General features: G+C 40.9%; 9 protein-coding genes, 1 tRNA gene and 2 pseudogenes. 5 read left to right on the forward strand and 7 right to left on the reverse strand.

Annotated features, from left to right (window positions below; translation table 11 throughout):
• The 3 genes and pseudogenes from VE944_RS30280 to VE944_RS30290 all read left to right on the forward strand — a co-directional run.
• Window positions 1-214, forward strand: a pseudogene (locus VE944_RS30280) (L-lactate dehydrogenase); the annotation flags it as partial.
• A gap of 286 nt (window positions 215-500) precedes the next feature.
• On the forward strand, window positions 501-809 hold the full coding sequence (locus tag VE944_RS30285; protein ID WP_324986310.1) for an HNH endonuclease: 309 nt from the start codon (window positions 501-503) through the stop codon (window positions 807-809).
• A gap of 158 nt (window positions 810-967) precedes the next feature.
• Window positions 968-1,660 (forward strand): serine/threonine protein kinase, encoded by a 693-nt coding sequence (locus VE944_RS30290; protein WP_324986313.1) that lies wholly within the window; start codon window positions 968-970, stop codon window positions 1,658-1,660.
• A gap of 93 nt (window positions 1,661-1,753) precedes the next feature.
• Here VE944_RS30290 and VE944_RS30295 read toward each other — a convergent pair.
• The 5 genes and pseudogenes from VE944_RS30295 to thrC form a co-directional block, all read right to left on the reverse strand.
• Window positions 1,754-1,900: pseudogene (locus VE944_RS30295) on the reverse strand (IS701 family transposase); the annotation flags it as partial.
• Between the two features lie 439 nt (window positions 1,901-2,339).
• On the reverse strand, window positions 2,340-3,140 hold the full coding sequence (locus VE944_RS30300) for a tyrosine-type recombinase/integrase (RefSeq protein WP_324986316.1): 801 nt from the start codon (window positions 3,138-3,140) through the stop codon (window positions 2,340-2,342).
• A 660-nt stretch (window positions 3,141-3,800) separates the two neighbouring features.
• Window positions 3,801-3,871, reverse strand: a tRNA-Cys gene (locus VE944_RS30305).
• 280 nt (window positions 3,872-4,151) lie between these two features.
• On the reverse strand, window positions 4,152-4,742 hold the full coding sequence (locus VE944_RS30310) for a chromophore lyase CpcT/CpeT (RefSeq protein WP_324986318.1): 591 nt from the start codon (window positions 4,740-4,742) through the stop codon (window positions 4,152-4,154).
• 230 nt (window positions 4,743-4,972) lie between these two features.
• The gene (thrC, locus tag VE944_RS30315; RefSeq protein ID WP_324986319.1) at window positions 4,973-6,064 is read right to left on the reverse strand and encodes a threonine synthase; all 1,092 of its coding nucleotides are present in this window, start codon (window positions 6,062-6,064) and stop codon (window positions 4,973-4,975) included.
• A 966-nt stretch (window positions 6,065-7,030) separates the two neighbouring features.
• Here thrC and VE944_RS30320 point away from each other — a divergent pair.
• Complete coding sequence (locus tag VE944_RS30320; protein WP_324986322.1) at window positions 7,031-7,222, forward strand: hypothetical protein; 192 nt, start codon at window positions 7,031-7,033, stop codon at window positions 7,220-7,222.
• A gap of 100 nt (window positions 7,223-7,322) precedes the next feature.
• On the opposite strand, the gene VE944_RS30325 is transcribed toward VE944_RS30320, so the two are convergent.
• Window positions 7,323-9,680, reverse strand: a complete 2,358-nt coding sequence (locus tag VE944_RS30325) for a hypothetical protein (protein ID WP_324986325.1) — start codon at window positions 9,678-9,680, stop codon at window positions 7,323-7,325.
• 321 nt (window positions 9,681-10,001) lie between these two features.
• Here VE944_RS30325 and VE944_RS30330 point away from each other — a divergent pair, with 321 nt between their 5' ends.
• A complete protein-coding gene (locus VE944_RS30330) occupies window positions 10,002-11,651 on the forward strand; it encodes an iron uptake porin (protein WP_324986327.1) in 1,650 nt (549 codons plus the stop codon).
• Window positions 11,652-12,105: 454 nt separating this feature from the next.
• Here VE944_RS30330 and VE944_RS30335 read toward each other — a convergent pair whose 3' ends face one another.
• Window positions 12,106-12,381 (reverse strand): ubiquitin-like small modifier protein 1, encoded by a 276-nt coding sequence (locus tag VE944_RS30335; protein WP_109007243.1) that lies wholly within the window; start codon window positions 12,379-12,381, stop codon window positions 12,106-12,108.
• Window positions 12,382-12,517: the final 136 nt, after the last annotated feature.

The raw sequence follows: 12,517 nt of genomic DNA on the forward strand, positions 1-12,517 counted from the left end.
CATCTTGCGAGATGAAAAACAGATATTTCCAGTATCAGTGAGAGCAGATTCTAACTATGGAGTTGGAACTGAAGTTGTTTTTGGACTTCCGTGTATCATTGGCTCAATAGGTATTGAGCGCCAACTGGTGTTACCAAGAAATGCTCATGAACAACGCTTATTAGAAGAGTCAGCCACCCAACTGAATCTTGCCTATAATTCTTTGGATAATTAAAATCAACTCATATAGTCTGTCTAAAAATGCAGGGTAAGCTCATCTAGTTTAGTAGAGAATCGTCAAGTTGAAGAACTCGTCCCAAATTATCAGCATTTCGCTTATTATTGTAATGTTTTGGCTGCTACAGAATGGTAACGTGTAATACCTTATATATCTGAAAGCTAGAAGAATATCTATGTTCATCGACGAAAGATTCTTGTAGCAAGAATACTTTTAACTTAGTCGATTTTAAGATAAGCTTTGTTGATTGATAAGTGACTATAGATTGTAAAAACACGTCGTCATGAGTCAGGATGTATATCCAGACAATTGGAAAGAAATTGCGACAGCGCTAAAAGCTTTGTGTGATTGGCGTTGTAATAAATATGGTAAGGTCTGCTTACGTCCTCGGGAAAAACCACCTGATTGGACAAAATCCCAGCATCAAGCTCATACACTTCAGGTACATCACTGGAATTGTGACCCTGGTGACAATCGCCTGGAGAACTTGGCTTGCCTGTGCAGTGGCTGTCACCTTTACTACCATCGATTTGGACGCGGGAATATTTCTCCGGGACAATTGTCACTGTTTGCCGAAAAGAAAGTCAGCTAAAATTTAGCCATTTCAGATGTGAGCGCTCACACTTTTATTTCTGGGGATCATAGCAGGAATTGCCATTTTAAAATTAGGCTTGATTCCAACTGTTGCTGTAATAATTGAGATGAATGAAATAGTTTATCTTGTTCTTTGGTGTCAGAAACTTATCCGGTATGGACAAATTGCTCTCAGAACAGCTGGTCAAAAGCATTTATCAGCAACTACTGCCTAGATTACAAATTGAGAGTGTCAATCCCCGTAATCCCATTAATGTCAGCTATCTTCCACAACCCTGGCGGCTGCTTGGCAAAGGAAATTATGCCGCAGTAGTTTATCATCCCGATTACCCTGAGTGTGTAGTTAAAATTTATGCCCCAGGACGACCAGGCTTTGAAGAAGAAGTAGAAGTCTACCGTCGTCTAGGTTCTCATCCAGCATTTTCTGAGTGTTTGTACGCCAAAGATTGCTTTCTAATTTTGAAACGGCTTTATGGAACAACTTTGTACGATTGTATGCACTTAGGTTTACCGATTCCCAAGCAGGTAATAATAGACATCGATAAAGCTCTTGACTATGCTCGGCGTTGCTCCCTCCACCCTCATGATGTCCACGGACGTAATGTTATGATGCACCAAGGTAGAGGGTTAGTTGTAGACATCTCAGATTTTTTACATCTTGAAGCCTGCTCAAAGTGGAATGACTTAAAGAAGGCTTATTACTGGCTATATCTCCCCGTGTTATGCCCACTTCGACTCCGTGTGCCATACTCTGCCTTAGATATAATACGCAAATCTTATCGTCTGGCAACCTCTTTCAAAACTTCTTGTTGTCAACTAGTCCTAAGATTAACTCGTTTTAAACGTTAGGCTAATTTATTTTTGCAAACATTAAGTATTTCTGTGCCAAAAAGTGAAAATCAAATGGTATTGCACCCTCTTGCTATTGCTTTGAGTTTAAGCTATTCTCAGATGTAAATATTTGAAGCATTCATAATTTCTTACTTCTTTAAACAGGTCTTTATACTCTGCACAATATTCATCTATGGTAGCAACTGTTGCGTGAGCATCTCTTGCCAAATGTTTCAAGACTTGTAATTCTACATCTATTGCCCTACTTACCTTTCAGGGTTTTATTTTTTTATTCTTTTATTCAGAATACCCGGAAAGTGACAGAAGAGGGGTATATCTATTCTTTTTGATTCAAGTGTTGATAATTAATACAAGGTAGTTTTGAATTTCTCTAGTATCTTAGCCACCTTTCCTTTAGTGTTGTATACCCTGATGAGCAGCTTGGGACGAACCCCCCTAGTGCCAATGACATCTCCCTTGAGCAAAGTGCAGCTCTCGTTGATTCGGGCAGCGGCATAAAGGCAGACACCGAATAAAGCGCGATCGCGTCTTTGTGTTATTTACACAAATGCTAAGACTTAATGGACAAGGTGATCATAAGTAGCAGCATTCGATGCAAAAGCTACTTATGATCACCGTATTTTCTGATTAACACAATTGCTTTGTAGGCGATCGCCTGTCTTTGAATTCAACAAATTTATAATTCTGGCACCTGTAGGTTACGTTTATTACCTGCGTAATGGTTGTAAATAATTTCTGGAGAGTTACCAACCCACCTTCCTACATCCTTCGCATCAATATCAGCTTCCAGGCAAAGAGTAATAAAAGTGTGTCTGCATTGGTAAGGTTTGCGATATTCGGTGACTACACCCTGTTTTACAAGTTGAGTTACGATTCCATCTATATGTGTACCACGATGATTTTTGTAACCTTTCCAGCCATGATTGAGAAAATCTCCAAAGTTTACTATACCGCCTTTCTTGCTTCTAAAGATAAAATCATCCGGGTTACAGTTCTCAGGTTTGATAGAGTCTAAAATTTCACGTTGCTGATTATTAATCGGAAAACGTCTTTGGCTTTGGGTTTTTAATCCATCTTTCAGAGCTAACCCTTTAGTACTGATGGTAATTGCTTGCTCAAAGGTAATGTATTTATCACTGATATGCTTCCATTGTAGAGCGATCGCTTCTGATGGTCTGCACCCAGTGAAAAATAATAATTTTACTAAAGGAGCATAATAGCTGTAGAGTTTACTCTCCTCAAATGCTTGAATTATGATATCCCGTTCTTCCTTAGTAAAGGGATTTATTTCATATTCTGCCGATTCTGACTTCGGCATCTGAATGTCTTTTGCCATACCCTGGAAGGGATTTGATTTAATTAGCTGACTCTTAAGTGCCCAATCACAGCAAGCATTTATGTTTGTCAAAGTGCGTTTAGCTGCATTAGCACTGAGATTTGCAATGAGATAATCTCGAATTGCGATCGCATCATCCAAGGTTTTAGTTGGGAAACTGGCAATGTGATTGCGATATTTGCGATAGTCAACAGCGTAAGTAGAAGGACTAATCTGTGGTTTTTTAAATTCAGTGTATTTTTCCCCATAATTCTGCTAAGTCTGGTTGGGGGTTAGCCGAAGGAGGAATCGGGGTAATTGGGGTAACGGTACTTAATGACGCTGCTGGTTTGTACTTAACTAAACTGGCATCAAACTCTCCATAGTCAATATCCCTCTGGATTTTTGTTGCTAAAGCGGATGCTTGATGTCTTCCAAAAAGTGTATCCTCGTGCCTTGTTGAAAGATAGAAACGTTTGGTTTTTAGCTCTCCAGTCGGAGTAATAATAGGATGAGAAAAAACTAATTGGAGACTGCCGTTAGAGTTCTTTATCTATACTGAACCCCGACGGGCAATACTTTGAGATTTTTGAGATTCCATAAGGTTACTTAACTGGGGTAAACACCTTTATCCTTCCACATTACCCCAGAAATGTATATGGGGGTAAAAACCTTTGCCTTACATATTTACCCCAGTTTTACCCCAGTTCTTTACCCAAACTACCCAAAATTACCCCAAAAATATTGGAAGGCTCTGGAAACAAGCCCTACAACTACCATTAAAAAAGGGCTTCAAACCCTGTAATGCTTATATTTCTTTGAAGGCGGCACCCGGATTTGAACCGGGGGTGGAGGTTTTGCAGACCTCTGCCTTACCACTTGGCTATGCCGCCACAGCACAATTCCTTCAACTACTTTAATATTTATAAGATATCTTAGTAGCCATAGGGCGCTAGTTAACCCATGATAGCATAGGATTCTGACGTAGAGATAGTGGCTTAACTAGAGTTTCTGGTAGTCTTTAGGCGATCGCTAGATGGACATCATGAACCAAATCTAAAGTTTTTTAGGTAGAGATAGTAGGATGGTAGTCTTTATGCGATCGCTAGAGAGTCCTGATTACAGGGTAAATAAGTTATAAGTTATGAGTTTTAATTCCTCACTCCTCATTTCTTACACCTTGACTTCATCGGCAAAACTACCCCATCTGACAAAGTGAAATGGGCCGGCGATAGAACCCCAGAGACGTTCATCAGTATCTAAATCCCTTCCCCGATCGAGGCTGAAAAATTCTTTAGCGTCAATCTCAAATTCGTTATCCAGATAAGTATTTTTGCCGTCACGAACCACAATGCAGCATTTCCCAGGTTCAACCCTGCCTTTAAAGCTGTTACCTGTCCACTCCACGACCATGTTGCAACCTGACATTTTTTCCAATTGGTCAACGGATAAACCTTTTAAACGTTCAGGATCACGAGATGCTCCGTAAAATTTTTGTTCTTCTTTAACCGTGTAGTGTTCAATAACAATGTGGTTTTCTACCGGAATCAACTTCATTACCCGCATCCGGTAGGGTTGATTGAGCATAAAATCATAAGCTTGTTCGAGAAACAAACTTACTCCTGAGAAGAATTCCAACGGAAGGGGACGGATACACACGCGAATGTGGGCATAAAAAGGCGGATTTTCAAAAGCTTGTTCTTGATTGCTAAAGTCAGCTGCCATCCACCGGGCTAAAGTGGCAATATCAGTAGAATGAGTCACGTCGCTTCGCTCCGAATTCAAAATTCAAAATTAATAATCCCCATAAATAAATTTAAAGGCTTGTATTATGAGTCTGTTTCGGTCATTACAAGATGATCAACTAGTTGTTTAAAAATTATCTAGGATTATTTTGACACTCCCCAGACTTAAAAATCCTGGCATGATACCTTTGGTAGGGCTTGCCTACGCAATTTTTCAATTAGCTATTACGATCGCTTTGAGTTCCATGCTTAAAATCCCATTGCTTCGGCTACTGCACCCAATTTTGCTGCAATACCCTGTTTAAATTGACTGTGATTGTGTTTAATGGCTGTATCTGGGTCTTTTAGACCATTACCGGTCAGGACACAAACCACTGTCGCCCCTGTAGGAACTTGGTCTTTCACCTGCAACAATCCGGCTACAGAAGCGGCGCTAGCAGGTTCGCAGAAGATACCTTCTGATCCTGCCAAAAGTCGATAAGCGTCGAGAATTTCTGCATCGGTAACGGCGTGGAAATTTCCCTGACTTGCGGTTTGGGCTGCGATCGCTAATTCCCAACTAGCAGGGTTACCAATCCGAATTGCTGTCGCTAAGGTTTCGGGATTTGCTACTGGCTGACCGGTCACTAAGGGGGCTGCACCTGCGGCTTGGAATCCCATCATTCGGGGTAAGCGATCGCACTTCCCATCTTGATGATATTGACAAAAGCCCATCCAATATGCTGTGATATTTCCCGCATTACCCACGGGGATACACAACCAGTCTGGCGCATCACCCAGCGCATCGACAACTTCAAAGGCTGCTGTTTTCTGCCCTTCTAGGCGGTAGGGATTGACGGAATTTACCAAAGTCACCGGATAGCTTTCAGCCATCTCGCGGACAATTTCTAAGGCTTGGTCAAAATTCCCTTTAATTGCCAATACTTCTGCACCGTAGAGTAAAGCTTGGGCTAATTTGCCCAGTGCCACATAACCGTCGGGAATCAGCACAAAGGCATTCATGCCCCCACGCCTTGCATAAGCGGCGGCGGCGGCTGAGGTGTTACCCGTGCTAGCACAAATTACTGCTTTTGCGCCAGCTTCCTTAGCTTTGGAAATTGCCATAGTCATCCCCCGGTCTTTGAAGCTACCGGTGGGATTAAGACCGTCGTATTTTACAAAAACCCGCACTTGTCTGCCAATGCGTTCTGCGATCGCAGGCGCTGGTATTAAGGGTGTGTTACCCTCTAACAGAGTGACAATCGGTGTTTTTTCGCTGACAGGCAAGTATTCGCGATAGGCTTCTATCAGTCCGGGCCAGGGTTGGCGATGAGATTTAGCAACAGACAGGCTCAAAGTCACGGGATTTAAAATTTCTTAATGTAAAGGATTGGATATTTAGAAAGGGTGGCATAGGGAAGAACAGAATCGGGAAGAGGAAGAAAACGGATTTTTCTTTACCAGTTTCTAGTTAAGAGTCCCCTAATTCCAAAAGAATATTATTTAAGAATATTATTTTTTGTGGTGCAGGCGTTTGATTTTGCCATTTTTATTTATTTCGACTGTCAGTTTATCATAACCGCCACGGCGAACTGGGGGTGCTGACGGAGCGAAAAATGATAGACAAATCTGTGTAACTTACGTAATAACCCTCTGAAACACTTATTCTCACTTTGCAAAAAGCCACTTTTATGCTGGGCGCTCTGCGAATGCTTTTATGTGTATTTTACCACTTTAATATCTCCATTTTTTAACTTTAAATACGCAGTAACCTGCCTTTTTTTTGCGGTAGTTTCATTTTTCTCCTGACAAAGACGTTGCGCGTAGCTTGCTTTTACAAAGTGCTACAAAGGCTCTAGACGAACGCCAGTGCTTTCCCCCTACATTTTTACTAATCTGGTGTAATTTAATATAGGACTCATATTTGATTTTTGAACAAAACTCAGTACACCTTTATTCCTTCTTCCCAGTCCCCAGTCCCCAATCCCCAGTCCCTTACCTTTACGAGTGATTCAGAAATCAAATTGGATTGCTATATATAGGAAAATTTTTAGGTAAATTACTCAATAACAGCGAGAATAATTAATACAACTAGAATTGGCAGGCTATCAATTAAGTATTGCTAAGTACCACTGAGTGGAGGGAAGCTTTGCACACTTCGGGTAATGTTTTTTTAGGAACACAGCCATTACGATCGCTGTCTCTTATGATTGAACCTGAAATCCATTAGAGTAATTAATTGAAAGTATACAATATTTTAATAAAGCTTAAAAAAGCAATATTATAATATTGCTAATGGTGTGAGTTAAGTTTTGGATTTAATTAGCGATGCCTACTTGTTTACCTAGTGTTTCCGATCGCGAGTCCCACGCTAACTGGGTCAGTAAGTTAACCAAGTCTTATTATCAAGACGATCAGCAAGCTAAGTTGATGCATTTACAAGCAGAGGTAGACTCTCTGTTACAGCAGTTAGAAAACCTGAAGCAGCAACGTCTAGGCGAATGCAACCAAAAGGAATAATTCAATTTTGGAGATAGCGATGTCTACGACGGGCTAGGCCTACGCTTTTCCCCTCTCTAATCTAAATTTAAGTGAGGGGGAAGTTTGAGTAAGGGGAGTGCTATTCAAAGCGCTGATTTTTCTCTGACCAGCGCCTCAAACTGTAGTTATGAGCATTTTCTACTAATAAAGCTAAGGATTGCACCCCTGAAAGCTTGGCGAAGGCAGACAGTCTTTGTAAGTCATTTCTTGTAAAATCAGTGTAAATAACTTCATTGCTATCAGACAAAATTATAGTCCGGTCACGCCGTTGCTCTGGGTTTTCCCCCTGACTTTCAGGTGTAGGCTGATTCAAAGATGCTATTGCGCCTGCTGAAATAGTCAGTATTATTTCTGGTTGAGCATTATTTGTTAAATCAATCACTTGAACCGGCCAATCACCTAACTTTTCCTGCATCTGCTCAAAACTAGGAATAGCACCACCCGGAACTTCATCAGATTGCTGTAAAGATTTCCACACACTCGATAAAATTACCTTCACCCCCTGGGGATTTTGTTGATGCAGTTGTTGTAGAGTGATGGGAGATGGTTGTACCCATTCCAGTGCTGCATTTGTCAAGGCTAAAGGTTTGGGTTGGAGAACATCGTTTTGATTCTCTGGGATTTTTGGGCCAGCAGCTAATAGGCGCAAAACTTTACCCCGTAGTTGCACCGCTTTGATAGCGGCTATAGTAATTTTTTGTTCTCCATTTGGCAACCAGACCACAATTTGAATTTCTGGGTCAGAAGTGATTCCCAAAGTTTTCCAGAAAAATTTGGCGGCGTCAGTTTTGGGTGGGTTGAAATTCTCAAAAGGTGAATTTAGCCAGCGTTTCCCGTCATAAAATGCACTTACCTCCACCTGATACCATTGGTTATCTGTGAGTTTCAAGTCTGCTGAGGAATTTGGTTGCAGCCATTCAGTCTTAGTAACTTGAGTGATTGGTTGGACTGTACCAACAATTTGACTAGGGTGAGTAGAGGATATTTGCGACTTTGCACCCTGATTATTGAGTTTTGCTAACAAATCTTGAATATAGGCAAGATTATCTTTTGTAATTTTTGGTTGCGCCTTTAACCAAGAATTAGCATGTTCTTCTCCTTGCTGAACTTTTAAAATCAAGGCGAACCAAGCTTGCACCTCTGGTCTATTTGGGTTCACCCGCAACGCCGCCGCCGTGCGATTCCACAACCGTTTTTCATCAGCTTTGAGTAGGGTAACAATTTCTTGGGTATTATGTGGCGACGCTTCAAACACCTGTAAAGCTTTCTCCCAACGACCATCAATCAAATCTGCCAGCACTTCTTGACTAGGACTTCCCCAAATTTTCTCGGCTTGGGTTTTAGTAAGTTGGGAGTGCAAGCGAATCAAATCCACTTGCGCTTGTGCCGCCTCTGGCAATACTCCTTTGCGCTGTTTCTGAATGAATTTCAACCATTCAAAAGCTGGTGTCCACAGTCCACTACGGGCAATTGACAAAGCGTTTTGGTATGCAGAATCTTTGAGGGCTGATGATTTGAGGGTAATCGCCTCTAATTGAATTGGTTTGAGGAATAACTTCAGAGGCTTGACTTGGTAAACCTGTAAGTGCGGTTCTAAACCTATAGTTTGATCAACAATTAACTCTTTGGTACTATCACCAGTTACTTGCTGCCATTTGGGCAATTGTCCATTGGGACTTGTCCAAGACAACATTTGTAGTAAGTTTGTGCGTTCTGGATTGTAGTATACGACATGACCGTAGGCGATCGCATCAGTTCCTTGTTGGCGTTGACCCCGCAAATTAAACCAAACACCTGGTAATGGTGTCCCACCTTCAAAGCGTTGCACTTCAGTTAAAGGTAGGGGAATGGTAATATCTTGGAGTTCTGATGTCCCATCAAGCAAAGAAGAAATTACAAAGGATTCTTCTGGCCCAGTTACAGGTAATTGAGTCGCTAGATAGTAGTAATTTTCTGACTGAGATTTAAACTCTAACTCTTCTGAGCGTTCATAAACTCTGAGTTCAACGAGTTCTTCACAATCAGATTGACAATTAGGACGCTGTTGAAAAACTGGCAATAAAAACGAATCTTCCACCTTTTGATGTAAAGGCAGAGTTTCCCCAAATATTTGATTTTTTTTACTCAAATCGAGTTGAATTTGTTTGAGAGTTTGGGGGCGTTCGTGCTTACCAAGGGGGATTTGTGCCCATATAGGTAAAATTTTATTTAGCCAGCTTACCTGATCAGGATTGAAGATGAAGAGAACACTAATCCAGGCAAAAGCCATAATTAGACTAGCACTACTTAAGAGAATTGCGATCGCTAGCATTGACGACAACCAACTTCCCCGTTTTAGCTTTTTCTGGGGTTTCTTAACGATACGTTTCACCATACCTGCATGAGGTTTATGTTGTTTAGAGGTTTTTGGCGTCAGCTTGCGTGAGCGATTTGGCATATTAGTTTTCAATCAATCCAGTGGACATTTTTGGGCATTAGACACAAGAGGCACAATAAGCAGAAGGGAAACACTTAATGCAGCTTCTCCCCTGCTTCCTTACTCCCTACTCCCCACTCCCCACTCCCCATTGCCTAATACCCTGTTATACTCGTCCTTTCAGAAGTTGCCCAGAAGGATTAAGTCTAATTTGGGACAAAATACGTAAATTTTCCCATGTGAATGCTTGATGATTGCGAATACACTTTTCACTTAAGTATGTGAGCAGAGTGTAAAAAGTTGAAAGGTATACTTATAACCCACAGTCATAGCAAAATCTGGATGCTCGCATGGTTACTAATTGCGGGAGTAAATGGAGTTGCACAAAAAGCACTAGCACAAGAGTACACAGAAACTACTCAGGCGCAGGAGAGTATAGATTTAAATTCTTCTTCCCTCTCCCCAATAAATCCGATGGCGCAAGTTACATCGGTTTCTCAACTTAAGGATGTACAACCCAACGATTGGGCATTCCAAGCATTACAGTCTTTGGTAGAACGTTATGGTTGTATAGCTGGCTATCCAGATAGCAGCTATCGCGGTAATCGGGCCTTAACTCGATATGAATTCGCCGCCGGAGTGAATGCTTGTTTAAATAGAGTCAACGAATTAATCACTACAGCCACCAGCGATTTAGTCACCCGCGAAGATTTAGCAATATTACAAAAATTGCAGTCAGAATTTACCCCTGAATTAGCAACTTTGCGCGGTCGTGTCGATAGTTTAGAAGCTAAAACCGCCGAAATCGAAGCCAACCAATTCTCAACAACAACCAAACTCAGTGGACTACTAATAGTTGGTGTTCAAGGACGGACTAGCAATCGTGGTGATGTAAATCCTAGAGATGGACAAAAAGAAACAGATGATGCAGGGACAAACACTAATGTCATATCCCTGGCGCAACTATATTTAACTAGTCAAATCACTCCCCGTAGTTATTTATTTACAGGTCTTTTAGATGGTAAAGGAAAAACTACACCTAGATTTACCAATAGTGTTTCCCGGAATGATGTTTTACTTGGCTACGAATTTCCTACAGATAGCTTAATTGTAAGTGACCTCAATTTTCATTGGCTGGTGACAGATAAATTAGCAGTAATGGTGGGAACAGAAGGCGTAAGTATGCCAGCTGCTTTCCGAGGCCCCAATCGTGTAGAAAGTGCTGCAACAGGACCGTTGTCTTATTTTGCCCAAAGAAACCCAATTTTAAATATGGGATACGGTCATGGTGGTATAGCTATTGATTGGCAATTTGCTAAACGCGCTAGTTTGCAGGCAATTTATACGAGTTATCAACCAGGAAATCCCGGTAAAGGTAGCGGTTTATTTGATGGAACCACCACTACAGGTGTGCAATTGCTGCTGACACCAACCGATACTCTAGATTTAAGTTTGTATTACGTTAACAATTACTCTTCGGATGGTTGTTTGCTAACCTTTGTTGGTGATGAATGCTTAACTACAGTTAATACCACTACCGGAAAATCAGCACCACTGCAAACTAACGCCGTAGGTGCGACTGTAACTTGGCAAATTTCTCCCCGCATAAGCGCAGGTGCATGGGGTGGTTATACTAAATCTTATATTCCTGGGCAATCGGGAAATGTAGAGACGACAAATTATATGGTGTTTATGAATTTTCCTGATTTATTTGCTAAAGGAAATTTGGGGGGAATTTATGTCGGTCAACCTCCTAAAATCACCAGTAGCAACTTACCTGTAGGGAATAATATTCCTGATTTTATCAATACTGGTTTAGGACGTGCAGGTGGACAACCAGGTACGACCACTCAAATTGAGGCATTTTATCGTTTTCAGCTAACAGATAACATCAGCATTACACCAGGAATAATTCATATCATGGAGCCTGGTCACACACCAGATAGTGACTCAGTTACCATCGGCATTCTGCGGAGTACTTTTCTTTTTTAATTCCGTTTGCACATAAATATTATTGAACTTAAGTATTGACAAATACTTATAGCCAATTGACCACAAAAACCAATGAAATTTCTTTTTCAATCCCCTATAGTCAATTTCCTATACACCATGCCGCATTTTAAATAGATATAAAAATAAGATTTGGCGGTGAACCAAACCTCTCTATAAATCCAGTGCATAACAACATCCCGAATTAATTTACTCATTATTTATTCATAGGGCATCTTCCCATAGGATGTGTGCAAATATTCTGAAACCTGATAGAAAACTCCCCTAGTATAGCCGAATACTAAAATAGAAAATTAATCTGCCATAGCCTAGAGGCTATGGCAGATTGATTAGATGTTAAATTCAATAAAATAACTAGAAGGATTTTTACGTCCAGAACTTGCATTAAAACGATTTTTCCAACTAGCAAGCCAAATAAAAGACGAGATAAATAGTATTAACCACCGGCGACAGCAGGGACAATACTTACTTCATCACCATCTTTCAGTGCTGTGTTAATACCATCTAAATAGCGGATATCTTCGCTATCGACATAAAAATTTACAAACCGACGTAGCTTTCCTTCTTCATCGCACAACCGCGATTTAATCCCAGGAAAGCTTTGTTCTAAAGAGTCTAATAATTCAGCAATGGTGCTACCGCTAGATTCGAGAGTAGCTTGATTATTAGTCAAATTCTGAAGAGTCGTAGGAACTAAAACTGTTACAGCCATAGAAGTACAAAGTGAAGAGTCAGGAGTGAAGAGTGAGGAGTTAGGAATAAAGTTAAGAGTTATGAATAAAAAACTCATAACTCATAATTCATAACTAAACGAGGACTTGTTGCCATTCCAAGCGATCCAGAGTACG

The sequence above is a fragment of the Nostoc sp. genome, assembly GCF_035638895.1.
Classification (GTDB): domain Bacteria; phylum Cyanobacteriota; class Cyanobacteriia; order Cyanobacteriales; family Nostocaceae; genus Nostoc.